The sequence below is a fragment of the Nonomuraea sp. NEAU-A123 genome (assembly GCF_018603905.1).
GTDB lineage: Bacteria > Actinomycetota > Actinomycetes > Streptosporangiales > Streptosporangiaceae > Nonomuraea.
Genome location: NZ_JAHFZZ010000001.1, coordinates 612,000 through 637,198 on the forward strand (window position 1 = coordinate 612,000; position 25,199 = coordinate 637,198).

Consider the following 25,199-nt stretch of genomic DNA (forward strand, 5'->3'; position numbering starts at 1 on the left):
GCGTCAGCCGCTGGAAACGGGAGGCACGGAAATGCTGAAAGTGATCGGCGCGGGTTTCCCGCGTACCGGAACCAGCTCGATGAAGGCCGCGCTGGAGCGGCTCGGATTCGGCCCCTGCTACCACATGTACGAGATCATGACCCATCCCGAACAGGTCGACCGGTGGGCGTCCATCGTCTCCGGCGAGTCGCCGGACTGGGACCAGGTGTTCGACGGCTATCAGTCGGCGCAGGACTGGCCGGCCAGTGGCTTCTGGCGCGAGCAGGCGGCGGCCTATCCCGAAGCCAAGGTCATCCTGACCGTCCGCGACCCCCAGCGCTGGTACACCAGCATGCAGAACCTCCTCGCCAACGGCCCCCGCCGGCTCCAGAACATGGACCCGTCGGCGCTGCCACCGGCCGCGGCCAAGGTCTTCGGCGCGATGCGGAAGATGGGCCCGGTGATGGCCAAGCTCGGGCAAGACGCCTTCGGCCAGGGCTGGTCCCCCGTGGGTGGCCTGCCCGAGGAGGAGGTCGCCATCGAGGCGTACCACCGCCATGTGGCCACCGTCCAGGCGAGCCTGCCCGCCAGCCGGCTCCTGGTGTTCGACGTGCGCGAGGGGTGGGCGCCGTTGTGCGAGTTCCTGGACGTCGAGGTCCCCGCCGATGAGCCGTTCCCGCATCTCAACGACTCCGAGTCGATGCAGCGCATGCTCGAAGGGATGATGGCCGGGGACGGCCTCCACTCGCCCTTCGGCCAGAGCCACTAGATCGATCGCCGCCTCCCGCCCGGCCTCCCGCTCCCAGTACCATCGGAGGCCAGCAGGAGGTGGTGATCGATGTCAACCGGTGAGATCGCCCCTGACCAGGTGTGGGAGCCCGAAAGCAAGGGACAGCGCACCCGCCGCCGGATCCTGGAGGCCGCCCGCCGCACCTTCGGCGAACTCGGCTACGAACGCGCCACCATCCGCGCGATCGCGGCGGAGGCCGACGTCGACAAGTCCTCGGTCATCCAGTACTTCGGCACCAAGCAGCAGCTGTTCCGCGAGTCCCTCGACTTCGGCATCGACATCGACTCCCTGACCACCGACGACCCGGGTCGCTCCGCCGAGAACCTCCTGCGTGCCATGCTCGAACGCTGGGCCGCCGCCCCCGACAGCCCGATGGCCGTACTCCTGCGCACGAGCATGACCAGCGAGGAAGCCGCCCAGATGCTGCGCGAACACGTGACCTCGGTGGCGATCGACCGGATCGCGCCCGGGATCCACGGGCCCGACGCGCGCCTGCGGGCCGCGCTGGCGGGCGCGGTGATGTTCGGCATCACCGTCCACCGCCACCTGCTCCGCATGCCCGACCTGGCCGAGGCCGACCTCGACGACGTCCTCCGCCTGGCCGTACCCCTCATCCGCTCACTCCTCGACGCCGACACCGACTGACCTCAGACCACGGAACAGATCGGGCCGTTGCCGGCGGACCCGGTCGCCCATCGGACCGTGTTCCCACAGCGGGTCGACGACGCCAAGAGGGATGCTCAGTTTCGGCAGTCCAATGACCGGATCGACCGGCAGCCGATCCAGATGGGATATCAACCAGCCGGGGGCGCGGGGAGAAAGCTGGTATTCACCCCAGCCGACCACGCCGACGCATTTCCTGGTCCCGGTCCGAATGTGGGTCCCGTCGGCCCTGATGACCGTGTGAGGGCTCGGTACCCGGCTGTCCACGACATCGATGCCCTCAATGTTCCGCCAGGCCAGACGCACACGTGACCCGTACGCGTCTGTCATCTCCACACCTTGGGCTGAGAAGCGTACGACCGTGTCAGTGACCAGCTGCCGGTATCTGGCCAGCCGTACGCCCATGGCGATCATCGTCGCCGCGGCGGCTATGACCCCCACCTCGATGTCAGAGCCCGGGATGGACCTCAGCACAAGAAATACCGGGATCAACAGCACGAGAGGGGTGCATAACCGGATAGCGGTCGAGAGAGAAAATTCGTGAACCATTCGAAATTCATCCATAAACCCAAACTGCGGCCTCGGTCATACACGTGTCAATGCGGCGACTGACCGCCCCCCGGTCAGTCGCTGAAGTCGGCCGCGTGGTCGGTGGCCCATTGGCGCAGTGATCGGGCCGGCGCGCCGGTGACGTCCTGGACGGTGGAGGTCAGGGTGGGCGGCGGCCCGGCGAGCATGGCGGCGTAGCCGTCGAGCAGCACGTCGACGAAGGAGTCGGGGAACCTCTCGTCGGCCAGCAGTCGCCGGCGGGCCTCCGCGCGGGTGAGCTCCCGCCAGCGCAGCGGCCGGCCCAGCGCCTCGCCGATGACGCGGACCTGGTCGGCCTGAGTGAGTACCTCGGGGCCGGTCAGGGTGTAGGTGGCGCCGTCGTGCCCCGGCTCGGTGAGGGCACGGACCGCGACGGCGGCCATGTCGGCCTCGTGGATCAGGGACATCGGCAGCGCGCCGTAGGCCCCTTCGACGATGTCGCCCGCGCGGATCTGGTCGGCCCACCACAACGTGTTCACCGCGAAGGTGCTCGGCCTGATCATGGTGGACTCGATTCCGCAGCCGTGGACGAGCCGCTCCTGCTCTTCGAAGCTGAGGTCGGGGACGCCGCCCGTACCCAGGAAGACCACCCGGCGGGCCTGCCGCGCGACGACCTCCAGCACGGCGGGCAGGTGCTTGCCGGTGTGCAGCGGCCAGAGCAGGAACACCGCGTCGATGCCGTCCAGGCAGGCCGCGATGGTGTCCGGTTCGGACAGGTCGCCGCGCACCACCTCGACGTCGGCGGGGAAACGGGCGGCGTGCGGATCGCGGGTGACCGCCCGCACGGTGTGGCCGGTCTGCTTGAGCTGGGTGATGATCTGGCCGCCGACGTTGCCGGTAGCGGCGAGGATGAGCATGTTCATGCCCTGAGCGTCGCCCACGACCCCGTATCGGGGCCAACCACGCGGCTAGGATCGCCGGAAACCGTCACTACACCGGGATTTGTGGATGGATACTGTCGACCGAGGCCTGGTTCACGCGCTGCAGATCGACGGCCGGGCCTCGTTCAGGGCGATCGCCGACGTGCTCGAGGTCTCGGAGAACACCGTGGCCCGCCGCTATCGGCGGCTGCGCGGCCAGGGCGTGCTGCGGGTGGTGGGCCTGGTCAACGGCGGACGGCTGGGGCACACCCAGTGGACCATCCGGCTGCGCTGCACCCCGGACGCGGCCGGACCGGTCGCCAAGGCGCTGGCCGCCCGTGACGACACCTCGTTCGTGTACCTGCTGTCCGGCGGCACCGAGGTCTCCTGCACCGTGCAGACCCGCGGCACCCAGGACCAGGACGCCCTGCTGCTGGGCAGACTGCCCCGCACCAGCGGGGTCGTCTCGGTCTCCGCCCACCTGCTGCTGCGCGGGTTCGTCCTGCCGGACGGCTGGCAGGGGCTCGCCTGGCTGGCACCCGAACAGGCCGACCGGCTGCGACCGCCGCCGGTCGAGGCCGGCGACGGCCCGATCGAGCTCGATGAGGGCGACAAGGCGCTGCTGCGGGCACTCAACCTGGACGGCCGCGCGCCCTACGCCGAGCTGGCCGCCGCGACCGGCTGGTCGGAGACCACGGTGAAACGCCGCCTGTACGCGCTGCGCAGCCAGGGAATCGTGAGCTACCAGCTCGACATCCCGCCCTCGGCGGTCGGATTCGGCACCCAGGCGCGGCTGTGGATCACCGCCCGGCCGGCCAAGGTGGTCGAGGTCGGTGAGGCGCTGGCGCGGCATCCAGAGATCGCCTTCGCGTCCCTCACCACCGGCCCCACCAACCTGCTCGCGGCCCTGAACTGCCGCGACCCCCTGGACCTGGGCCATTACCTCACCGAACGACTCGCCCCGCTGGAAGCGATCACCACCATGGAGACCGCTCCCATCATCCGCACCGTCAAACGCGGCGGGCCGCTGCTGCTGTAGCGGAATCAGACGCCGAGGGCGGAGGGCAGGCTGAGCTCCCGCAGGAACAGCGCCTCGGCGGTGGCGATGCGCCGCAGTTCCTCGAGGTCCACCCGCTCGTTGGGCGCGTGGATGGCCGCGTCCTCGTCCTCGGCCCCGAACAGCAGGATCTCCGCCGCGGGGAACTGCTTCAGCAGCGTGTTCACCAGCGGAATGGACCCGCCGGCGCCCACGTCACGCGGCGGCCGCCCGAAGGCGCGTTCCATCGCCCGGTTGAGCGCCGCGCGGGCCTTGCCGCCCGAGTCGGCCTGGAAGCCCGACCCCACGGTGAAGTCGCCGAACGAGACCTGCGCGCCCCACGGCGTGACCTGCCGGAGGAATTCGACCACCGCGTTCACGGTCGTCTTGGGGTCGCCTGAAGGGGGAGTGCGGACGGTGACGCGGGCGCGGGCCACCGGCTGCACGGCGTTGATGGCGCCCGACACCGGAGGCGCGTCGATGCCGGTCACGGTGATGGCGTACGACGCCCACAGCCGGTCCGCCAAGGAGCCGGAGCCGACCAGCGAGACGCCCTCCAGCACCCCGGCGGTCTTGCGGAACTCCTCCTCCGACGGTCCCTGACCGAGGAAGCTGCCACGGGGCAGGCCCGGCACCCGGATGTCGCCGTTGTCGTCGTGCAGCGAGGTCAGCATCCGCATGAGCGCCTCGAGCGCGTCGGGGGCGGCACCGCCGAAGGAGCCGCTGTGCACCGGCTCGCGCAGCGTACGGACCTCGATGGTGAAGGCGGCCATGCCACGCAGGGAGGTGGTGACCGAGGGGTCGCCGATCCGCGGGTTGCCGGTGTCGGCCACCACGATGGCGTCGGCCCGCAGCAGGTCGGGGTTGCGCTCGACGAACGCCTCCAGGCGCTCCCCGGCGTACTCCTCCTGGCCCTCGATGAGGACCTTCACTCCGACGGGGAACTGCCGCTGGAACACGCGCAGGGCGGTGACGTGCGAGATGATGCCCGACTTGTCGTCCGCGGTGCCCCGGCCGAAGAGCTGACCGTCGATCAGGGTCGGCTCGAACGGCGAGGTACGCCAGGCGGCGGGATCACCGGCGGGCTGCACGTCGTAGTGCGCGTAGAGCAGCACCGTGGGCGCGCCGGGCGGTGCGGGCACCTCCCCGTACACCGCGGGGAAACTGCCCTCGACGGGGACCCGCTGCACGTGCGACAGCCCGGTGCTGCGGAGTAGTTCCTCGGTCAGGGCCGCGGCGGCGAGTACGGGCTCCTCGGGATGCCCGGGGAAGGCCACGGACGGGATGGCGGCGAGCCGCCTGAGGTCCTCGACGGCCTGCGGCATCGCGGCCGCGACGGCGCTCTCGATCTGTTCAGGAGTCACGGCTGTCCCCCGGGGTCTTTCTCGGTAGTTGTCGTTCTCGATAGTTAACGTCTCATTGGATCACAGAAGGTTCCACAGCGCGTGAAACAGGCATGACCCGCGCGCTAATCTACCTGCGGATTTCGTGGTTGTTACATACCGTTCCTGCGGATCTCGGATTTCTTGCATACTGTTGCGACGCTTTCGCTTGGCAAACCCGAGGTGAACATGCAGACTGTGGGGAGATCGGACACGAGGGAAGATAAACATGACGCAGCCGGAAAACGAGATCCTCAAGGCCGCGCAGGATCACCTGTGGTTGCACTTCACGAGGCACAGCGCCTACCAGCAGGCGGAGATCCCGACCATCGTTCGCGGTGAGGGCTCCTATATCTACGACATCCACGGCAAGCGCTACCTGGACGGCCTGGCGGGACTCTTCGTGGTCCAAGCCGGTCACGGCCGGAGCGAGCTGGCCGAGGCGGCCGCCAAGCAGGCGCAGGAGCTGGCCTTCTTCCCGCTGTGGTCCTATGCGCACCCGAAGGCGGCCGAGCTGGCCGAGCGGCTCGCGAGCCTGACCCCGGGCGACCTCAACAGGGTCTTCTTCACCACCGGCGGCGGCGAGGCGGTCGAGTCCGCCTGGAAGCTGGCCAAGCAGTACTACAAGCTGGTCGGCAAGCCGCTCAAGCACAAGGTCATCAGCCGCAACATCGCCTACCACGGCACCCCGCAGGGCGCCCTGTCGATCACCGGCATCCCGGCGTTCAAGCAGATGTTCGAGCCGCTCGTGCCCGGCTCGGTGCGGGTGCCGAACACGAACTACTACCGCGCCGACGAGATCACCGGCGTCAAGGGGATGAGCGCGGAGGAGTACGGCATCTGGGCCGCCGACCGGGTCGCCCGCGCGATCGAGATGGAGGGCCCCGACACGGTGGCCGCCGTCTTCGCCGAGCCGGTACAGAACGCCGGCGGCTGCTTCCCGCCGCCGGCCGGCTACTGGCAGCGGCTGCGCGAGATCTGCGACGAGTACGACGTGCTGCTCGTCTCCGACGAGGTCATCTGCGCCTTCGGCCGGCTCGGCACGATGTTCGGCGGCCAGAAGTTCGACTACGTGCCCGACATCATCACCTGCGCCAAGGGCCTGACCAGCGGCTACTCGCCCATCGGGGCGATGATCGTGCACGACCGGCTGTTCGAGCCGTTCAAGAACGGCGACGAGATGTTCGCGCACGGCTACACCTTCGGCGGCCACCCGGTCTCCGCGGCCGTGGCGCTGGCCAACCTCGACATCTTCGAGCGCGAGGACCTGCTCGGCCACGTCACCAAGAACGAGCCGCTCTTCCAGGCCACCCTCGACGGGCTCAAGGACCTGCCGATCGTCGGCGACGTCCGGGGCGCCGGCTATTTCTGGGGCATCGAGCTGGTCAAGGACAAGGTCACCAAGGAGACGTTCACCGCCGAGGAGTCGGAGCGGCTGCTGCGCGGGTTCCTGTCGAAGGCGCTGTTCGACGCCGGGCTCTACTGCCGCGCCGACGACCGTGGCGACCCCGTCATCCAGCTCGCGCCGCCGCTCATCGCGGGGCCGAAGGAGTTCGACGAGATCGGGTCGATCCTCCGCAACGTGCTCACCGAAGCGTGGGCTCGCCTCTAAACAGCGCTGATTACCGAAAGGATCCACGATGAAGATCGGCGTGCCTGCCGAGGTCAAGAACCACGAATATCGAGTCGCCGCAACCCCGGCAGGCGTGCACGAGCTGGTCCGCCACGGCCATGACGTCACCGTCCAGCGAGGCGCGGGCCTGGGCTCGCACATCCCGGACGAGGAATACCTGGCGGCGGGCGCGAAGATCATCGACAGCGCCGACGCCGTGTGGGGCGAGGCGGAGATGGTGCTCAAGGTCAAGGAGCCGATCGCCGAGGAGTACCACCGGCTGCGCGAGGGCCTGGTGCTGTTCACCTACCTGCACCTGGCCGCCTCCCGGCCGTGCACCGACGCGCTGCTCGGCGCGAAGACGACGGGCATCGCCTACGAGACCGTGCAGGTCGGCAACACGCTGCCGCTGCTCGCCCCGATGTCCGAGGTCGCGGGCCGGCTGGCCCCGCAGGTGGGGGCCTACAACCTGATGCGCTTCAACGGCGGGCGCGGCGTGCTGCCCGGCGGCGTGCCCGGCGTGGCACCGGCCAAGGTGGTCGTGATCGGCGGCGGCGTCTCCGGACTGAACGCCGCCCAGATCGCCGTCGGCATGGGCGCGGACGTCACCGTGCTCGACACGAACGTCGACCGCCTGCGCTTCATCGACGCCATCTACCAGGGCCGGCTCAAGACGCTGGTCTCGACGTCGTACGCGATCGAGCAGGCGGTGCTGGAGGCCGACCTGGTCATCGGCGCGGTCCTGATCCCGGGCGCCAAGGCTCCGACGCTGGTCTCGAACGACCTGGTCTCGCGCATGAAGGCGGGTTCGGTGCTCGTCGACATCGCCATCGACCAGGGCGGCTGCTTCGAGGACTCGCGCCCGACCACGCACGCCGAGCCGACCTACACCGTGCACGGCTCGATCTTCTACTGCGTGGCGAACATGCCGGGCTCGGTGGCCAACACCTCCACCTACGCCCTGACCAACGCGACGCTCCCGTACGCCGTCAAGCTGGCCGACCAGGGCTGGCGGGAGGCGCTCAAGGCCGACGCCGGCCTGGCGGGCGGGCTCAACACCTACGCCGGGCTGCTCACCAACGGCCCGGTCGCGCAGGCGCTCGAACTCCCGTTCACGCCGGTGGCCGAAGTCCTCGCCGCCTGAGCCCCTTCAGGCAGTAGCTTGAGCGTCCGATAGCGAGCAGCGCTATCGGACGCCGAGCCGCTGCCGCAGGTCGCGGGCCGTGGCCAGCACGTGGTCGATCTCGCCGGGGCTCGGCCAGGGCGCGCTGCCCGGACGCAGCAGCGTGCCGCGTACCGACGCCAGGTACTCGATCGCGCTGGAGTGCAGCCCGCTGCGCCGTACCAGCCAGCCCAGCACGTCCGCGTGGTCGTGCAGCGGCCTGGTCGCCAGGTCCCAGGTGCCGAGGATCTCGGCCAGCTCGGGTACGCCCAGCGAGACGCCGCCCCTGCGGCCGGTGGCCGCCGCGGCCAGCTCGGCCCGCGCGGCCAGTTCGGGCTCGGCCAGCCGGTTCCACGCCGGAGGCGGCGGGTCGGCCAGCCACCGCGCGGCCTCGTCCATCTCTCCGGACGCCGACAGCAGCCCGGCCAGTTCGATGGCCGCCTGGTGATGCCCGGCCAGCGCGGCCTGGCGGAACCAGTGCCGCCCGCCCGCCAGATCCCTGAACTCGGCGATGAGCAGCAGCCCGAAGTGGAAGGCGGACTCGGCGTCGCCGCTGGCCGCCGCCCGGCCGAACCAGTGGCCGGCCCCCGCGGGGTCGCCGAGCTCGACGCAGACGAACCCGGCCATCCGCTGATCGGCCAGCCGGCCCGCGTTGGCGGCCCGCTCGTACCAGGCGCGGGCCGTACGCAGGTCCCCGTGGCCCAGCGCGATGCCGCCGAGCTGCGAGGCGGCGCCCGGATGCTCGCTCTTGGCGGCCAGCCGGTAGTAGGCCTCAGCTCCCTCGGGGTCGCGGCTGGCCTGCAGGAACAGCCCGAGACAGTAGGCCGACTCGGCATGGCCCTGGCGCGCGGCGCACTCCCACCAGTGCAGGGTCTCCTCGTCCTCACCCGCCGCGTACGCCAGGAAGCCCAGATCGTGCGCGGAGGCCGCGTCGCCGTCGGCGGCCGCCCTGCGGTGCCACTCGCGCGCCGCCGCGACCTCGCCGCCGTCCTCGCAGATCAGCGCCAGTCGCCGGGCGGCCGTCCTGGAGCCCTCGCGGGCCGCGGTCTCGAACCACCTTCTGGCGGCTTCGACGTCTCCGCGCTGCTCCAGCAACAGCGTCGCCAGGTTGACCGCGGCCTCGACGTCACCGGTGGCGGCGGCCAGTTTGTACCAGGAGACGGCCTCCTCCAGGCTGCCGTGCTTCTCGTGCCAGACGCCCAGGTTGTAGGCGCTGTCGATGTTGCCGCCCGCCGCCGCCCGTTCCCACCACTCCTTGGCCGCCGAGCGGTCCCCGCGCTGCGCGCAGAGCCGGCCGAGCCGGTGCGCCGCCTGCGGGTCGCCCGTCTGCGCGGCCATCAGCAGCTCAGGCTCGTCTCCTACGCGTGGCGCCGGAACGGCCGGCGCCGCCACCTCCTCTTGCCACCACGCCATGCGCACAGGGTGCCAGGTAATCGAGAGAATGCGAACAGTAATCGCCGACGCTAGGAGAAGTTGATGTACCCGCTGTACATCCCCATCCCGCATACGTAGCGAAGCGACCCTGGGCGCTGTGGCGGCAGCCGTACCGTCGCGGGCAGGGCGAAGTCCCGCCCGGCGATCGTGACCGTCCGCGTGCAGCCCTGGTCGGCCAGCTTGAAGACGACCTCGACGGACACTCCGGCGCGGGCGGTCACCATCCCGGGCCGGTAGCCGTCGCGGGTCGCCCAGACGGTGACCGTACGGGCGCCCTGCCCTGCGGCGGCTGTGGATTCGGCGGTGGCCGCGCGTGTGTATTCACCGGCGGCCGTCCCCGGAGTCGCGAGCCAGCCGCCCAGGCTGACCCCGGAGCCGACCGTCCACAGGCCGGCCACGAGCGCCGCCACCCCGGCCAGCCTGGCGAGCCTGGTCCGCGAGACCCGCCGCAGGACCCAGCCGAGCAGCGCGAAGGCAGGCGCGGTGCCGAGCACGAACCCGGCCATCACCGCCGCCCCGCCCAGCGGCGAGCCGCTGGAGACCGCGACCATCTCCATGCCGAGCGTCACGCCACAGGGGATGAGGATGGTCGCCGCGCCCAGCAGGGGCGCGCTGCGGGCCGCACGCCTGGGGGCCTCGTCGCAGCCGGATCGCCGCCTGCGGAGCAGCCTGATCGCGTACGCGATGACCGTGATGCCCGCCGCCACCAGCAGCAGCGCCCGCACCTCCGGGGGCAGGCTGACAGCCGAACCGGCCAGGCCAAGCAGCACTCCGGCGGCCGAGTAGGAGACCAGGCGGCCCGTGAGGAACCAGGCCACGAGCACCGGATCGCGCGACGGCCGCTCGCAGCCGCCCGAGGTGAGGCCGACGAGCAGACCGCCCTGCACCGCCGTACAGGACGCGGTCCCCGCCACCAGTCCGGCGGCGAGCCCGCTGGCGAGCAGAGCGAAAGGCTGCACGCTCAGTAGCTGCTCTGGCCGCGGAACCGGGCGATCGACTGCATAAGGGTCCCCACTTCTCGACAGTCCCTAGAAGCAACGTAACGTTGCGAATCGGATGCGGCCAGTAACAGTTCTTTCACCCACCGGGACGGTTAGCTCTTGAGCACCGACATCCGCTCGAAGTACTCGTCGTCGGTCATCTCGCCGCGAGCGTATCGCTCGGCGAGGATCCGCTCCGCCGACCCCGTCGCTCTGACCTCGGTACGCCACCGGCCCTTCTGCCAGGCCCGGGCGCCCAGAGCGACGACTGCCACCCAGAACAGGCCCCAGAGAACCGGAATGATCGGCCAGAAGCCAGCGCCCCAGCCCCAATGCGTCATCGTGTTCATGTATTCCAGGGTCGCCGCCGGATGAGCCCGGCACATCAGACCCATGGCGCGTCCTGACCTCCACCCAGGGGAGTGTTCGGCCTCGTTCGTCGTACACCCGCGGTGGTAGCCGGCTAGCACTCCAGTGACACTTCGCGATCATGGCTCGGATCTGCGCTGGTAGGGGCAGCGTCGGGCGGTGGCCTGGTGTCGGCGGCGCCAATCTGACCAGCGCAGAATGTCCGTGATAGAGCGGTGCCTGGTCAGCTTGAGTGTGTCCAGCGGCTGGCGGATCTCGGGCAAGGTCAGCGGGATGCGGTCGTCGGTGGTGCTGGGCGGCTGGGCGGCGGCGATGGCTGTCAGGAGGGCCAGGGCGAGCCCACGCCCTCAGCCACCGGAATCAGGCCCGGCGACCGGCCTCTACAGAGCGCGCCGCGCCTCTATAGAAGGTGCTGGAGCACGATTCGAGAGTACTTGGAGCGCCCCGGCCGAGCCTTTCTCACAGAGGTCAGCACCCCTGGAGAAAGGACCCGCCATGAGCGAGCAGAACCCCCCGGCACCGACGTCCAAGAACGTCGCCGGACTCCTTTTACGGCTGGGCGCGGGAGCCACGGCCACGGCGTTCCTGGCTTCGGCGCTGGTCGCCGCGACGACCGCGCCCGCCGCGGCCGTGACGCGCGGCGACATCGTCGGCGTCGCGCAGAGCCAGTTCGCCAACGCCTCCCGCAACCACGAAGAGCCGATGGGCAGTGGTTGCAACTACTACACCGGGTACTTCCGGTCCTGGAAGCCGGCGGGTGGCTGCCCGGCCACGGACGGCGTGCAGTGGCGGGACAGCGACTGGTGCGCGGACTTCTCCAAGTACGTGTGGAAGAACGCGGGAGTGCCCGACGCCGACGTCTCCGAGACCAATGGCGGCGTGCTCACCGGCTGGGCCAGCTCCTTCAAGGACTACGGCACCAAGCACGGGACCTGGCACGCGCGTTCCACCGGTTACGCCCCCCAGCCCGGCGACGCGGTCGTCTTCGACTGGGACCAGAGCGGCGACATCGACCATGTCGGGATCGTCAAGTCCTCGAACGCCACCACCGTCTACACCATCGAGGGCAACAGCGGCGACCGCGTCAAGGAGAACAGCTACTCGCGCACGAACATCGACATCGTTGGCTATTCCGCGCCGTTGGGCGCCGAGGATGGTCCGCCCGCCACTCCCGCCACCGACGCGAGCGGCACCAGTGACGTTCGGGCCGACTTCAACGGTGACGGGCTGGACGACGTGGCCGCGTTCTACGACTACCCGGGGGCCCGGACGGTCCTGTTCGTCTGGTCGGCCAAGGCCGGGGGCGGCTTCAACCCGCCGGTCAGCATGTGGGACTCGGGTGCGGGCAACTTCGAACAGCCGCGCGCCAAGGCCATCGCGGGTGACTTCAACGGTGACGGCCTGGCAGACGTCGGCACCTTCTACGACTACTCCGGCGCCCGCACGGGCCTGTGGATCTGGACCGCCAAGGCTGGCGGCGGCTTCAACGCGCCCGTCATGTCCTGGGATTCGGGCGCGGGCAACTTCGAACAACCCCGCGCCAAGGCCGTCACCGGCGACTTCAACGGCGACGGCCTGGCAGACATCGGTACGTTCTACGACTACCCCGGCGCCCGCACCGGCCTGTGGACCTGGACCGCCAAGGCCGGGGGCGGCTTCAACGCGCCCGTCATGGCCTGGGATTCGGGAGCGGGGAACTTCGAACAGCCGCGCGCCAAGGCCGTCGCGGGTGACTTCAACGGTGACGGCCTGGCAGACGTCGGCACCTTCTACGACTACTCCGGGGCCCGCACGGGCCTGTGGATCTGGACCGCCAAGGCCGGGGGCGGCTTCAACGCGCCCGTCATGGCCTGGGATTCGGGAGCGGGCAACTTCGAACAGCCCCGTGCCAAGCCCGTCGTCGGTGACTTCAACGGCGACAACATGACCGACATCAGCACCTTCTACGACTACCCCGGCGCCCGAACCGGCCTGTGGACCTGGACCGCCAAAACCGGCGGCGGCTTCAACGCGCCCATCATGACCTGGGATTCGGGAGCGGGCAACTTCGAACAGCCCCGCGCCAAAGCCGTCACCGGTGACTTCAACGGCGACAACATGACCGACATCAGCACCTTCTACGACTACCCCGGCGCCCGAACCGGCCTGTGGACCTGGACCGCCAAAACCGGCGGCGGCTTCAACCCGCCCACCATGACCTGGGACTCCGGAGCGGGCAACTGGGAGCAGTTCCGTACCAAGCCGATCTAAGGTCCTCACCACACGCGACCGCCGCGGTGATCATCGATCACCGCGGCGGTCGAACTCATGTACGCGGCGACCACTCGATCAGGGGGTACAGGGCCGCGGGAGCGCCGGTGGTCATGGCCCAGTAACGATCGCCGTACGACCAGTGCCACCACTCCGTCGGGTAGTTGACGAACCCGGCCGCGGACATGACGCCGATGAGGATCTCCCGGTTGGCGCGGGCGTGCTTGGAGATGTTCGGCGCGGCCGTGTAGCAGGCGTCGTCGCTCTCCTCCGGGCTGGCGTTCACCTCGGTGCCCATGTCCAGCTCGGCGCCGTCGCCGGTGCACAGGGTGAGGTCCACCGCCGCGCCGCAGACGTGCGGGCCGATGTGGGGCGGCGCCAGGGAACGGCTGGCCTGCACGTACACGTGCTCAGGCGACCAGTCGGGGTTGTCCGCGCCGAGCTGCGAGGCGTACCGCTGGAAGTACCGTTCCTGCAGCGCGGGCGGCCGGTACGCCTCGACTACGAGCAGCCGCAGCCCGTCGGGCAGGCCGTTCTGGGCGCGCAGGAGGCGCTCGACGTGACCTTGGCGGACGTGCGCGTACGCTCCGCCGGGGTCCGCCATCCGCTGGTCCAGCCGCAGGCCGGGGACGGTGCGCAGGTCTGCCAGCGGCTCCGCGCGATCCTCGACGGGAATCTCGCTGATTCTGGGGTCTGACATGAGGATGATGTCCGGCACGACGCTCTCCTTGCACAGAAAAGGGGCTGTTTAGGAGGACGTTGAGCGAGGGCACTCCAAATTCACTCCAGAAAAGCACCAGACGAGCGCAGTTCGCCGTACTCGCGGGTGCCGTACTCGGCGAAGACGGCGAGCGCCGCGGCTCGCATGGAGGCGGCGGCGGGGGCGTCCCCGGCCGCCTCGCGGGCGGCGGCCAGGTCGCGCAGGGTGCGGGCGCGGAACAGCGGCAGCCCCAGCCGGTCCCACAGCGCGACGGCCCGGCCGAGATGCTCCTCGGCCTGCGCGTGCCTGCCGTGGGCCAAATGCAGCTCGCCGACGGTCCGCTCGACGAGCGCCATCCCGAACCGGTCGTCGTTCCGTTCGCACACCTCCATCGCCTCCCGCAGCTCGGGCAGGATGCCGGCGTCGCCGCCGAGCCGGATGCGGGTCTTGGCCAGGGCCTGCACGCAGTACGCGAGCATCAGCGGGTCGCCCGCCTCACGCAGCAGGGCCACCGCCCGCGCGCTCATCTCCTCGGCCCGGCCGAACTCGCCGACGGCCCGGTGGACCAGGCCGATGGTACGCAGCGTGATCCCCTCGCCGCGCTTGCTGCCCAGCCTGCGGAAGGCGGCCAGGGCGTCGTCGAGCAGTTCGCGGGCGGCGGCGAACTCACCCTGTTCGAGCAGCACCGATCCGGCCAGCCGGTTGACGTGCCCGATCCCGGCGTCGTCGCCGAGCGAGCGGAACACCTCCGCCGCGTCCCGCAGGTGGGCCAGCGCCGCGGCCAGATCGCCCAGCTCGCGGCAGGCGTTGCCGATGCCGGCGACGGCCACCGCCTGCCCGTGCGCGTCGCCACCCGCGCGCAGCAGCGGCAGCGCCTGGTGGAAGAACGCCTGCGCCTCCGAATAGCGGTCCTGCCGGTAGCGGAGCTGGCCGAGCCCCACCAGAAGCGTCGCCTCGGCCAGCGGATCGCCCGCCCGCCGTGCCGCGCCCAGCGCCGACTCGTGTGTACGCCGCCACTCCTCGAAACGGGTGTCCACGGAGAACGAGGAGGAGCACAGGGCGGCGGCCACCTCGCAGGCCACCTCGTGCAGGTTCATGGCGGCCGCCCGCTCCACCGCGACGACCAGGGCGGGGCTCTCGGCGCTGAACCACGTGACCAGGTCGGCCACGTCCGCGTCGACGGGCCTGGCCATGGCGTACTCGCGCCGCAGCGTCAGCGCGCCCAGCGGCCGGGCGGCGGCGGCCCGGGTGATCAGCCACAGCCAGCCGCCCAGGGCGCGGTTCACGGCCGCCGCGCGCTCCTCGGGCGGCTCTTCGGCCTCGGCGCGTTCGGCCGCGTACACGCGCAGGAGGTCGTGCAGGCGGTAGCGGGCCTGCCCGGCCGCGTCCACGGCGACATCGTCGAGGAGCTGGGCGTCCATCAGGCGTTCGACGGCCTCCTCGGCCTCGGTCTCGGGCACGTCCAGGAGCGCCGCGGGCACCCAGGACGCGAAGTCGGGCACGCCCAGCAGCCCGAGCAGGCGGAACGCCCGTTTCGCTCCCTCGTCGAGCCCCCGGTAGCTGAGCGCGACGCTGGCCCGTACCTCCAGGTCGCCGGCGGTGAGCTCGTCCAGGCGGCGGTGTTCGTCGGCCAGCCGTCCGGCCAGCGTCGCGAGCGGCCAGTTCGGGCGGGCCGCCAGCCGCGCGCCTGCCGTGCGCAGCGCGAGCGGCAGATGACCGCAGAGGCGGACGATGTGCCCGGCCGCCTCCGTCTGCGCCCGTACGCGCTCAGGACCGGCGATGCGGGCGAGCAGGTCCACTGCCGCAGGGGTGTCGAAGACGTCGAGGTCGCTCACCCGCACCCCGTCCAGGCCGGCGAGCCTGCGCCTGGCCGTGATCAGCACGGCGCAGGTGGGGCTGCCCGGGAGCAGGGGGCGTACCTGCTGCTCGGAGCCCGCGTCGTCGAGCACCACGAGCACCCGTCGGCCGTGCAGGGCGCTGCGGTAGGCGTCCACGCATTCGGGCACCGTCGACGGAATCGCGGACGGCGGCAGGCCGAGCGCCCGCAGGAAACGGCCGAGCACCTCCAAAGCCGGGGCCGGAGAGCCGGTGACGCCGCGCAGGTCGGCGTAGAGCTGCCCGTCGGGGTAGGCCGGGGACGCCTCGTGAGCGGCCTTCACCGCGAGCGTCGACTTGCCGACCCCGCCCTTGCCGGAGATGACGCACACCGTGACCGTGTCGCTGGGGGCGCCGAGCAGGGCGGTCAGCTCCGCGAGCTGGCGCTGCCTGCCGGTGAAGTCGGCGACCCCGCGGGGCAGGTGCGCCGGGACCGGCTGTGATTTGGGCAGCGCCGGAGCGGGGTCCAGGGCGGGGTCCGCGCGCAGCACCGCCTCGTACAGTTCCTGCAGCTCGGGGCCGGGATCTACGCCCAGCTCGTCGGCCAGCGCCTTGCGGCCCTCGTGGTAGACCGCCATCGCGTCGGCCTGGCGGCCCAGCCGGTACTGGGCCCTCATGAGCAGGGCGCGGGGGCGCTCTCTGGTGGGGTGCAGGCGGACCAGCTCGGTGAGCTCGCCGGCCGCCTCCGCGTGCCTGCCCAGCGTCAGCTCTGCGTGAAGCAGCTCCTCCTGGACGAGCAGCCGCGTCTCGTCGAGGCGGGCGGCCTCGCCGCGCAGCACGTGCCCGATGCCGCCGAGCGCCGATCCGCGCCACAGCGCCAGCGCCGCGCGCAGGCTCTCGGCCGCGCGGTCGTGCCCACCGTCCGCCGCGTGCCGCCGGCCTTCGGCGACCATCCGCTCGAACGACTCCACGTCGAGCCGGCCGGGCTGGAACCGGGCCGCGTACCCGGGCGGCCTGGTCTCGATCACCTCCGCCTCGCCGCCGTCCGCGAGCGTGCGGCGCAGGCCGTACACGTACGTCTGGACGAGCGCGGAGGCGCTGCGCGGCGGGTCGTCGCCCCACAGCACGTCCACGAGCCGCTCACTGGAGACGACCTTCCCGTCGGCCAGCAGCAGCGCGGCCAGGAGGGCGCGGGGTTTCGGGCCGCCCAGTGCCAGGCGCTTGCCGCCGTCCCAGGCTTCGACGGGGCCGAGCAGACGGAACTCCACTGATCCCCCTCGGGGCGGTGACCTTGTCCCCGCAGTGATAACACCGCGGGACCCCGTACGCCACCGCCCCGAGGAGGAAATCGGTCAGTCAGTCAGCCTGCAGTTCCTTGCCGCGCCACACGAGCGACTTGTCCAGCTGACAGCCATCGCCGCCGCCCAGCACCACCGACACCAGGCCACCGCCCGACGCCGCCACTACCAGCGCAGATCCGAGCCATGATCGCGAAGTGCCACTGGAGTACTAGGCCCTGGCCTCGATCAGAAAACGGGTGGAATGGGCGACGAACGGCCCCTCTTCCTGGATGCGTTCGTGCAGCTCGCGCAGCTCTTTCCGGTAGCGGCCGACCGAGAAGCCCGGCACGGTCCAGATGACCTTGCGCAGGAAGTAGATCACCGCGCCGATGTCCCGGAACTCCATCCGCAGCGACTCGGCCCGGAGGTCGGCCACGGTGAGCCCGGCCTGCTCGGCCGCCGCCCTGGCCTTCTCAGGGGAGCGGCCGGAGCCGTCCTGCGGGCCCAGGAAGTATTCGCTCAGCTCGACGACGCTGCGCGAGCCGACCTGCTGCGAGAAGTAGGTGCCGCCCGGCCTGAGGATCCGGGCGATCTCCGCCCACCAGGTGTGCACCGGATGGCGGCTGACGACCAGGTCGAAGGTGTCCGCGCGGAACGGCAGGCGCGGCTGGTCGTCGTCGGCCACCAGCGCGGCGCCGCGGGGACGCAGCCGCCTGGCGGCCAGGGCGAGGTTGGGCGGCCACGACTCGGTGGCGACGGTGATCGGCGGGAGCTTCGGGACGCCGGCCAGGACCTCGCCGCCGCCGGTCTCGATGTCGAGCGCGGCCTCGGCCGTGGCCATCCGGCCGGCCAGGAGCCGGGCGTACCCCCAGGAAGGGCGGGCCTCCGTCGCCCGGCCGTCGAGCCAGGAGAAGTCCCAGCCGTCCACGGAGACCGATGCGGCCTCTTCGACCAGGTCGTCGAACGTGCGGTTCATCATTCGAGCCTGTCAGGGGGGTAGGTCGCGATCAACCCGATTTCCGGCCCTTAGGCGGCCAGCCGGTCCCGGACCTCGGCGCGGTCGATGCCGAGGTGGTCGATCAGCGCGGCCACCGGATCGGGCCGTCCCTGGGCGAGCAGGGCCAGCAGGAGCTGGGCCGGGCCGGCGGTGTTCCTGACCTTGCGGGTCGTCGCCTTGATCGACTGGTTGATCGCCGCCCGCGCGCTGGAGGTCAGCGCGGTGCCCGGCACCGCCGGATGCTTGCGCGGCCGGGCCGGCGGCACCTCGCCCACGTCGATCCCGAGCGCCCGCAGCGCCGCCCGGTCGAGCTCTTCGAGGGCCGCCCGCGCCCGGTCCAGATCCACGCCGAGCGCCCGGGCGGGGGCCTGGCCCGGATCGCGCAGCAGCCCGAGCAGCAGATGCTCGGTCCCCAGCCGCCGATCACCCCGCTGCCTGGCCTCCTCCAGCGCTGCGGTCACGACTATCGCGAACGGGCTCTTCTCTATCCCGAACATACGAACCTCACTTCCCGTACTTCGCGTGCACCGACTGCCGTGACATGCCGAGCGCGTCGCCGATCTGCTCCCACGTCCACCCCTGCTCCCTGGCCAGGGCCACGGAGACGGCCTCGACCTGCTCGGCCAGCCGGTGCAGGGCGCCGACCGCGCGCAGTCCCATGGCGGGGTCGTTCGACTTGATGCGCTCAGAGAGTTCTCCCATGTCCACGACGTCAGGCTAGATTGACAGAATCGCCTTTGTCAATCTAGCCTGACGGCCATGGAAGAAGTAGTGATCATAGGAGCGGGCCCCGCCGGGCTCATGCTGGCGTGCGAGCTGCGCCTGGCCGGCGTCCGTACGATCGTGCTGGAGAAGAGAGCCGAGCCTGGTGACCTCCCCAAGGCCAACGGCCTGGGCGGGCAGATCGTCCAGTTGCTCGACCACCGGGGTCTGCTCGAACGGTTCAGCGCGGGCAGCCCGTTCGCCGGGCCCGCGCCGGGCTTCCCGTTCGGCTCGGTGCCCCTGAACTTCGCCGAACTGGGCGGCGATGTCCCGTTACACCTGCTGATGATCCAGCAGCCGCGCCTGGAGCGGCTGCTGGGCGAGCGCGCGGCCGAGCTCGGCGCCGAGGTCAGATGGGGCCAGCGGCTGAGAACGCTCGCCCAGGACGACGAAGGCGTGACGCTGGAGGGTGACGGCTTCCGGCTCCGGGCCCGCTATGTCGTCGGCTGCGACGGCGGCCGCAGTCTGGTCCGCGAACAGGCGGGCATCGGCTTCCCCGGCACGACCGACGACGAGGTGCTGCTGCTCGGCCACTTCAAGGCCCCTCATGCGTCCATCTTCGACAGCCCGCAGGCCAACGGCCTGCAGCCGGGCTGGAACCGCACCCCGAACGGCCGCCTACTGCTCACCTCGCTCCGGCCCGGCGTCCACATCGCCGCCGTACGCGAGAAGGCCGTCGTTGGTGGCGTACGCGAAAAGGGGGCGGCGGCCGGGACGGTCGTCACGCTGGCGGAGTTCGAGGACGCGGTGCGCCGGGTCATCGGCGTCGATCTGCCGCTCGGCGAGCCCATCTGGCTGTCGAGCACGGTCTCGCAGGCCCGCCTCGCCGACCGTTACCGCGAGGGCCGGGTGTTCCTGGCGGGTGACGCCGCCCATCTGTTCCCGGCGGGCGGCTCGGCCCTGAACGTCGGCCTGATGGACACCGCCAACCTCGCCTGGAAACTGGCCGCCCACCTGCACGGCCATGCTCCGACCGGCCTGCTCGACACGTACGAGGCCGAACGCCGCCCGGTGGCCGCCCACACCCTGCGCCACACCCGCGCCCAGGCGACCCTGGAGCGCCTCACCGACGAGGACGGCACGGCCCTGCGCGACCTCCTCACGGAACTGTTCGCCCTCGAGCAGCCCCTGCGCCGCCTCGGCGAAATGCTTCAGGGCTCCGACATCCGGTACGGCACCGCACCCCACCCACTGACCGGCCGCTTCGCCCCCGACCTGCCCCTGACCACCGCGGACGGACCGACCCGCGTGGCGGAGCTCATGCGATCGGCCGACTGGCTGCTCCTCGACCTGCGCCCCACGCCCTCGGACCCGGGCGGATTGGTCGGCCGGCGTCCGGTGGCGTCGGACCTGGGGGAACTGGTCGGCGATGGCCGCCTCCGCGTCGTCGGCGCTCACTGTGCGGCCCCGCCCGCCGACGCCCTCCTCATCCGCCCCGACGGCTACGTGGCCTGGGCGGGTACGGACGGCCTGCCCGAGGCGGTGACCACCTTGCTCACCCCTTGACCTTGGCCGGTGGGATCGTTCGTACTCGGCGGAGTTCTTGAACGTCAATGAGCGATGGCCATCGCGAAAGGCACGGGCCCGAGCGCGCGGACAAGGCCACCGACCATCAGCAGGAACGCCTCCGGCGCCCGCGCCGTCTCCACTCCGCCGAGGTCGATGATCCACTCCGGCGCCCAGCCCAGCTCGGCCAGCAGCCCGCCGACGACCTTCTTGGCGTCGGCGTCATCACCGGACAGGAAGGCGGTGGGCGGCGTGGCCGGCAGGGCCGGATCGGCCATGACCGACGAGTGCATGGTGTTGAGTGTCTTCACCACGCGTACGTCCGGCAACGCCCGCTGGATCTCCTCGGCGAGACTGCTGCCCGGATAGAGGAGCGCCGAAGCGAAGCCGTACGAGTCGGATGCGGTGGCGTTGGCGATGTCGACCAGCACCTTGCCCGCCAGCTCCGCCGCGAGCCCGGTCAACACCTCCACCGACACCTCGCCGGGCATGGCATTGATCACCACCTCCGCCGACCCCGCCGCCTCACGCAGACCGGCGACCCGTACCCCGAAATCGGCGGCGACCTTGTCCGGGGCACGAGAGCCCACGATGACCTCGTGCCCCGCGTCGCGCAGCCTGCCGGTAAGGGCCCGGGCCACGTTGCCCGAGCCGAGGACGGTGATCGTCGTCATGGTCTCTTCACTCCTTGATCGGGCGGGGTTCGCCCTGTTCATGAGCGAAGTTAGGCGGTGCTACGGTCGAACGGCAGTACGCACTTCAAAGTGTCCAGCGCACGCGAAGGGATGCCATGACCACGCGCACCGCCGCCCAGCGGCGCGTCGAGGGCCGGGTCTCATACCAGGCCCGTTTCACCGCCTGCCCGACCAACCGGCTGATCGACCGCATCGGCGACAAATGGGTAGCCGTCCTGCTCAACGAACTGGCCGAGGGCCCGCGCCGCTACGGCGACCTGGCTCGGACGATCGCGGGCGCGAGCCAGAAGATGCTCACGGAGACACTGCGCCGCCTCGAACGCGACGGGTTGATCTCGCGTACGGTCACTCCCGCGGTGCCGGTCCGCGTCGACTACGCGCTCACCGAGCTGGGCCGGAGCCTGCTGCCGGTGATCGCGGTCATGAAGCGATGGGCCGAGGAGAACATCGACCGGATCGACAGCGCCCGCGAGGCGTACGACGCACGCGACCGCTGAAACCCCCGGGCAGGCCCGGGTCGGCGTCAGCCGATCCGGACGATGCTCTTGCCGTGGGTCGCTCCACCGGCGAGATCGGCGATGGCGGTCTCGACGTCGGCCAGCTCGTATTCGGCGGTGATATCGATGCCGACCGTGCCGTCCCCGACCAGTTCCAGCGCGCGGCGTACGCTGTCGGCGAGCCGCTCGGGATGGGTCTGGCTGAGCAGGTTGCTGTTGTAGGTCAGCATCGACGTGCCCTGCATCAGCAGATCGTTGGCCGAGACCGAGACCGGCTCGAAGGTGGCGATGTTGCCGTAGACCACGATCCGGCCGTGCGGTGCCAGGCGTTCCAGGTTGACCAGCCGGGTCGGGCCGCCGATGGGGTCGAGAATCACATCGAACTGCTGCCCGTCCAGAGCTTGGGGGAACTCCTCGCGGCTGAGCACCCGGTCATAACCGAGCTGCCGCGCGTAGTCGACCTGCCCCGGATTGCCCACGACACCTACGACCCGCCCCGCGCCGGCGGCCCGGGCGAACCGCCCCGCGAGCGTACCGACCCCGCCGGCCGCCGCGTGGATCAGCACGCTCTGGCCCGGTCGGACACCCGCGACAGTGTTGATCAGGTCGTAGGCGGTGGAGGTGACCCAGCCGAACGCGGCGGCGGTCCGCGAGTCCACGGTGGGCGCCGCTATCGCCAGCACCGAGGAGACGACAACGACTTCCGCGAAGCCGCCCGAACTGGTCAGCGCGATGACCTGCTCACCGACCCGTGCCGGATCGACACCCTCACCGACCGCGATGACCTGCCCGGACGCCTCGAAGCCGGGCACGAAGGGACGAGGAGTCGGGAAGTGACCGTCACGGACGAGCACATCCCCCCACTGCACACCCGCATAAGCGACCCGGATCGCCACCTCCCCGTGCCCCGGGACGGGCTCGGCGATCTCGGTCACGCGGAACTGGTCATCGGTGGCGAGCACTGCAGCCTTCATAGTTCACAACCTTCTTGCTTGACTCAGTATCCTGATACTCGGAAGGTAGCGAGTCTCAGGTAACTGAGTCAAGTGAGGAAGCTGTGACAGACGTGGTCGACGTGTCCGCCGAGGAATACCTATGCACCAGGATCCGCCGCGCCGAGCAGGCTCTGACGGCCCACCACGAAGCCGTCCTGCGTACCTATGGGCTCACCATGACCCAGTACGCGGTGCTGCTCACCCTCTCCCGCGATGAAGGCATGTCCGGCGCCCAACTGGCCCGCGCCTGCGGCGTCACCCAGCAGAGCATGGCCACGGTCCTCACCGGCATGCAGTCCAAGGGCCTCATCGACCGGCAGCCATCACCCGTGCACGCCAAGGTCATGATCGCCAACCTCACCGACGCCGGCCAGGGCCTCCTCGACAAGGCCTACCAAGAAGTCAACGTGCTCGAGAAAGCCTTCATCGACAAGTTCACCCCCGCTGAGCACCGGCAGTTCTGTGACCTCCTCGACCGAGCCACCGAAACCCTGGTCGAACAGACCCTCCGACCCCCGAAGCCGACATCCCCTCGCCCCCTATCGACCTGAGTCGGGGGAAGACGGCAGAGCATGACTGCCCGGCCGCCACGGGAGGAAGTAGCGGGACCTGATCTCCCTGCGGGCGATGCGCCACCGCCCGTCCTCATGCACGTAGTCGTCGTGGTAGTACACACCGGCGAGCAGGCAGGCACCATCCAGGCCATGCTCGGCGTGAGCGCTCACGATTCCGGTCGCATTGAGGTGGTCGTCGGTGATCTCGAAGACGTGCGAGTGCGGATAGTGAAACGTGAACTCGTATGCACCCACCCGTTCGGCATAGAAGTCTCTCAGCGCCGCATGGCCGGCAACGGAACCCCCCTCGAAGGCCAAGGCGCCGTCCTGCGCGAAGCACGAGACAACGCCGTCCCAGTCTCTGGCGTCGAGTACGTAGCCGTAACGGGCGACCAGGTCGGACAGCTCGGCCCGGATCTCAAGGCGGTGAATCCGGGCCGCCATGGCGCCACCGGTGTCCTTCATGTGCTCAGCCTCCGCCTGGTCGACACAGCAAGTTGTCATGCGGAACATGTTCAGCCAGCATGAATGCCGATGGAAGAAGGCACTATTTTGTCCCGCAGTAACAGCGATGTGTCATCCCCGGTCAGCGCGGCGTGCCCGGTTGCCGAAGTGCTTGATCGGGTCGCGGGCAAGTGGAGCATCGGGATCCTGGTGGCGGCGGCGCGAGGACCGGTCCGGTTCAGCGAACTGGAGCGCACCTTGACCGGCATCAGCCGCCGGATGCTGACGCTGAACCTCCGCAAGTTGGAGCGCGACGGACTCCTTGTCCGCACGGTGTATCCGAGCGTGCCGCCCAAAGTCGAGTACAACCTCACCGACGCAGCGAAAGAGCTTCACGACGCACTGCTGGCGTTGACAGCTTGGGCGGAGCGGCACAGAGACACGATCGCCACTGCCCAAGCCGTTTACGATGGTGATAACGGCTGAACGTTGGGATTGCGAAAATCCGTGGCTGCGTAGCGACGACAATTATGTGCTCGGTCTGACTAATCTTCAGCCTTTATCTTCTTCTTTCGCTTGTGCCGAAGCCCCTTCAGGACCTGCGGTATCCAATCCGACACCGACACGCTCCAGCAACACCACGATGTTGTGACCTGCTGCCGATGCGGAATGCTCCAGGATGGACGTCGCCGAGCGCGACAACATAACGGTGTACGTCTTTTGCGAGTCGGGTCTGGGGATGGTGATCAAGGCGCGGACGACACGCTGTTCAAGGGCATCGGGAAATCCAGTGATCTCGCGATAGAGAGGTTCAGAAGCGATGCGGGGGCGAATTGGTCAGAGAGCCCCCGTATTTCACGGCGCGCAGCACGGGTGCCGTTTCCAGGTGGTGAATGCCGCGCAACGGCGCCACCCGGCTGGTGAGGTAGTCGTACAACGCCGCCCCGTCCTCGCAGGACACGCTGACGCACAGGCCGGAAGATCCGGTGGTGGCCACGACGAAGGCGGTTTCGCGGTGCCCGGCCAACGCCTGCCCTATGGATTTGAGATTCGCGGGGGAGACGGTGAGCCAGATGATGGTCCGCAGCCCGAGCCCGAACAACCGCGGGTCGAACTCCACGTCGAAATACATGGCGCCGCTCAGGCGCAGCGCGGCCATTCTGTGCCGCAGTGTGATCGCTGACATGCCCGTCTCCGAGACGAGTCGCGTGATGGGTACGCGGGCGTCATGGCGGAGAACGGCCAGGATCCGGCGGTCGGCGGCGGTCAGTTCGAGATCGACGAGCGGCGTGGCCGGCTCGACGTGCTCCTTCAGGCGTTCCACCTGCTCCTCGCTCAGGGCGGGGTACTTCTCCAGCAGGCTGAGGGAGCCGCCGTAGAACAGATGCAGGACACGGTGCGCCTCCACAGAGAGCAGCCGAGGGGTGTGGGGCAGCCGCTTGAGCAGTTCCTCGCCGCCGCTCTCATCCGGCTGGGCGCGTACCGCGCAGAAGATCTCGGTGCCCACCGAGGTGAGGTAGACCCAGGAGGTGTCATCGCGGCGAGCCAGCGCCTCCGCCATCGGAGGCGCCGCCCCGGGAGCGCACCGAAGTCGCAGGAACCAGTGGACATGCCCGGTCAGCAGCGGGTTGGCCAGCCCGACGACCCGCAGCAGGCCGGCGGAGCGAAGCCGGGCATACCGGCGGGCCACCGTCTGGTCCGATACGCCGAGCACCTCGCCGATCCGGCTGAACGGCGCGCGAGCGTCGACCTGCAACGCGTGGGTGATCTGGCGATCCAGGTCAGTGAACATGTCGGATTCCATCGCTTCTTCTTGCTCCATTGGGGAAAAAGGATGATCTATGGCCTA

The 25,199-nt window shown here is 70.2% G+C and carries 26 protein-coding genes; 10 read left to right on the plus strand and 16 right to left on the minus strand.

Annotated features, from left to right (window positions below):
* Positions 1-31: 31 nt before the first annotated feature.
* Together KLK06_RS02840 and KLK06_RS02845 are read left to right on the plus strand one after the other, a co-directional pair.
* Positions 32-748: a sulfotransferase family protein gene (locus tag KLK06_RS02840; RefSeq protein WP_250904759.1), complete on the plus strand. Its 717-nt coding sequence runs from the start codon at positions 32-34 to the stop codon at positions 746-748.
* A gap of 69 nt (positions 749-817) precedes the next feature.
* Complete coding sequence (locus KLK06_RS02845; protein WP_214633656.1) at positions 818-1,414, plus strand: TetR/AcrR family transcriptional regulator; 597 nt, start codon at positions 818-820, stop codon at positions 1,412-1,414.
* On the opposite strand, the gene KLK06_RS02850 is transcribed toward KLK06_RS02845, so the two are convergent.
* Positions 1,388-1,996, minus strand: a complete 609-nt coding sequence (locus KLK06_RS02850; RefSeq protein ID WP_214633657.1) for a hypothetical protein — start codon at positions 1,994-1,996, stop codon at positions 1,388-1,390. The two genes, KLK06_RS02845 and KLK06_RS02850, sit on opposite strands and share 27 nt — an antisense overlap.
* Before the next feature lie 59 nt (positions 1,997-2,055).
* Positions 2,056-2,883: an NAD(P)H-binding protein gene (locus KLK06_RS02855; protein WP_250904760.1), complete on the minus strand. Its 828-nt coding sequence runs from the start codon at positions 2,881-2,883 to the stop codon at positions 2,056-2,058.
* Positions 2,884-2,968: 85 nt separating this feature from the next.
* Between KLK06_RS02855 and KLK06_RS02860 the strand changes: the two genes are divergently transcribed.
* Positions 2,969-3,919 carry an Lrp/AsnC family transcriptional regulator gene (locus KLK06_RS02860; RefSeq protein WP_214633658.1) on the plus strand — a complete coding sequence of 317 codons (951 nt, stop codon included), beginning with the start codon at positions 2,969-2,971 and terminating at the stop codon, positions 3,917-3,919.
* 5 nt (positions 3,920-3,924) lie between these two features.
* Here the strand turns inward: KLK06_RS02860 and KLK06_RS02865 are convergent, their stop codons facing one another.
* Positions 3,925-5,280, minus strand: coding sequence for a dipeptidase (locus KLK06_RS02865; protein WP_214633659.1), 1,356 nt, complete (start codon positions 5,278-5,280; stop codon positions 3,925-3,927).
* Positions 5,281-5,527: 247 nt separating this feature from the next.
* On the opposite strand from KLK06_RS02865, the gene KLK06_RS02870 reads away from it, so the two are divergent.
* Together KLK06_RS02870 and ald are read left to right on the plus strand one after the other, a co-directional pair.
* A complete protein-coding gene (locus KLK06_RS02870; RefSeq protein WP_214633660.1) occupies positions 5,528-6,910 on the plus strand; it encodes an aspartate aminotransferase family protein in 1,383 nt (460 codons plus the stop codon).
* A gap of 28 nt (positions 6,911-6,938) precedes the next feature.
* A complete protein-coding gene (ald, locus tag KLK06_RS02875; protein WP_214633661.1) occupies positions 6,939-8,054 on the plus strand; it encodes an alanine dehydrogenase in 1,116 nt (371 codons plus the stop codon).
* 42 nt (positions 8,055-8,096) lie between these two features.
* Here ald and KLK06_RS02880 read toward each other — a convergent pair whose 3' ends face one another.
* The 3 genes from KLK06_RS02880 to KLK06_RS02890 form a co-directional block, all read right to left on the minus strand.
* Positions 8,097-9,485, minus strand: coding sequence for a tetratricopeptide repeat protein (locus KLK06_RS02880; RefSeq protein WP_214633662.1), 1,389 nt, complete (start codon positions 9,483-9,485; stop codon positions 8,097-8,099).
* A gap of 50 nt (positions 9,486-9,535) precedes the next feature.
* Positions 9,536-10,465 (minus strand): sulfite exporter TauE/SafE family protein, encoded by a 930-nt coding sequence (locus KLK06_RS02885; protein ID WP_214633663.1) that lies wholly within the window; start codon positions 10,463-10,465, stop codon positions 9,536-9,538.
* Between the two features lie 134 nt (positions 10,466-10,599).
* Positions 10,600-10,836, minus strand: coding sequence for an SHOCT domain-containing protein (locus KLK06_RS02890; protein WP_214633664.1), 237 nt, complete (start codon positions 10,834-10,836; stop codon positions 10,600-10,602).
* A gap of 514 nt (positions 10,837-11,350) precedes the next feature.
* Here KLK06_RS02890 and KLK06_RS02895 point away from each other — a divergent pair.
* The gene (locus KLK06_RS02895) at positions 11,351-13,105 is read left to right on the plus strand and encodes an FG-GAP-like repeat-containing protein (protein WP_214633665.1); all 1,755 of its coding nucleotides are present in this window, start codon (positions 11,351-11,353) and stop codon (positions 13,103-13,105) included.
* A 55-nt stretch (positions 13,106-13,160) separates the two neighbouring features.
* On the opposite strand, the gene KLK06_RS02900 is transcribed toward KLK06_RS02895, so the two are convergent.
* From KLK06_RS02900 to KLK06_RS02920, 5 genes are all read right to left on the minus strand, one after another.
* The gene (locus KLK06_RS02900; protein WP_214633666.1) at positions 13,161-13,823 is read right to left on the minus strand and encodes a M15 family metallopeptidase; all 663 of its coding nucleotides are present in this window, start codon (positions 13,821-13,823) and stop codon (positions 13,161-13,163) included.
* A 62-nt stretch (positions 13,824-13,885) separates the two neighbouring features.
* A complete protein-coding gene (locus KLK06_RS02905; RefSeq protein ID WP_214633667.1) occupies positions 13,886-16,888 on the minus strand; it encodes an AfsR/SARP family transcriptional regulator in 3,003 nt (1,000 codons plus the stop codon).
* A gap of 241 nt (positions 16,889-17,129) precedes the next feature.
* Entirely contained in the window at positions 17,130-17,876 is a 747-nt protein-coding gene (locus KLK06_RS02910; protein ID WP_214633668.1) for a class I SAM-dependent methyltransferase, read from the minus strand.
* Between the two features lie 50 nt (positions 17,877-17,926).
* The gene (locus KLK06_RS02915; RefSeq protein WP_214633669.1) at positions 17,927-18,394 is read right to left on the minus strand and encodes a Clp protease N-terminal domain-containing protein; all 468 of its coding nucleotides are present in this window, start codon (positions 18,392-18,394) and stop codon (positions 17,927-17,929) included.
* A 7-nt stretch (positions 18,395-18,401) separates the two neighbouring features.
* Positions 18,402-18,599: a helix-turn-helix domain-containing protein gene (locus KLK06_RS02920; RefSeq protein WP_214633670.1), complete on the minus strand. Its 198-nt coding sequence runs from the start codon at positions 18,597-18,599 to the stop codon at positions 18,402-18,404.
* Between the two features lie 57 nt (positions 18,600-18,656).
* Here KLK06_RS02920 and KLK06_RS02925 point away from each other — a divergent pair, with 57 nt between their 5' ends.
* Positions 18,657-20,165: an FAD-dependent monooxygenase gene (locus KLK06_RS02925; protein WP_214633671.1), complete on the plus strand. Its 1,509-nt coding sequence runs from the start codon at positions 18,657-18,659 to the stop codon at positions 20,163-20,165.
* Positions 20,166-20,209: 44 nt separating this feature from the next.
* On the opposite strand, the gene KLK06_RS02930 is transcribed toward KLK06_RS02925, so the two are convergent.
* The gene (locus KLK06_RS02930) at positions 20,210-20,839 is read right to left on the minus strand and encodes an NADPH-dependent F420 reductase (RefSeq protein WP_214633672.1); all 630 of its coding nucleotides are present in this window, start codon (positions 20,837-20,839) and stop codon (positions 20,210-20,212) included.
* A gap of 116 nt (positions 20,840-20,955) precedes the next feature.
* On the opposite strand from KLK06_RS02930, the gene KLK06_RS02935 reads away from it, so the two are divergent.
* Positions 20,956-21,357: a helix-turn-helix domain-containing protein gene (locus tag KLK06_RS02935; protein ID WP_214633673.1), complete on the plus strand. Its 402-nt coding sequence runs from the start codon at positions 20,956-20,958 to the stop codon at positions 21,355-21,357.
* Positions 21,358-21,383: 26 nt separating this feature from the next.
* Here the strand turns inward: KLK06_RS02935 and KLK06_RS02940 are convergent, their stop codons facing one another.
* Positions 21,384-22,331 (minus strand): zinc-binding alcohol dehydrogenase family protein, encoded by a 948-nt coding sequence (locus KLK06_RS02940; RefSeq protein WP_214633674.1) that lies wholly within the window; start codon positions 22,329-22,331, stop codon positions 21,384-21,386.
* 83 nt (positions 22,332-22,414) lie between these two features.
* Here KLK06_RS02940 and KLK06_RS02945 point away from each other — a divergent pair, with 83 nt between their 5' ends.
* Positions 22,415-22,903, plus strand: a complete 489-nt coding sequence (locus tag KLK06_RS02945; RefSeq protein WP_214633675.1) for a MarR family winged helix-turn-helix transcriptional regulator — start codon at positions 22,415-22,417, stop codon at positions 22,901-22,903.
* Here the strand turns inward: KLK06_RS02945 and KLK06_RS02950 are convergent.
* Positions 22,892-23,371, minus strand: a complete 480-nt coding sequence (locus KLK06_RS02950) for a nuclear transport factor 2 family protein (protein ID WP_214633676.1) — start codon at positions 23,369-23,371, stop codon at positions 22,892-22,894. The two genes, KLK06_RS02945 and KLK06_RS02950, sit on opposite strands and share 12 nt — an antisense overlap.
* Before the next feature lie 69 nt (positions 23,372-23,440).
* Between KLK06_RS02950 and KLK06_RS02955 the strand changes: the two genes are divergently transcribed.
* Positions 23,441-23,836 carry a helix-turn-helix domain-containing protein gene (locus KLK06_RS02955; protein ID WP_214633677.1) on the plus strand — a complete coding sequence of 132 codons (396 nt, stop codon included), beginning with the start codon at positions 23,441-23,443 and terminating at the stop codon, positions 23,834-23,836.
* Between the two features lie 66 nt (positions 23,837-23,902).
* On the opposite strand, the gene KLK06_RS02960 is transcribed toward KLK06_RS02955, so the two are convergent.
* Entirely contained in the window at positions 23,903-24,100 is a 198-nt protein-coding gene (locus KLK06_RS02960; RefSeq protein ID WP_214633678.1) for a hypothetical protein, read from the minus strand.
* A gap of 61 nt (positions 24,101-24,161) precedes the next feature.
* A complete protein-coding gene (locus KLK06_RS02965; RefSeq protein WP_214633679.1) occupies positions 24,162-25,154 on the minus strand; it encodes an Lrp/AsnC family transcriptional regulator in 993 nt (330 codons plus the stop codon).
* Positions 25,155-25,199 lie beyond the last annotated feature (45 nt).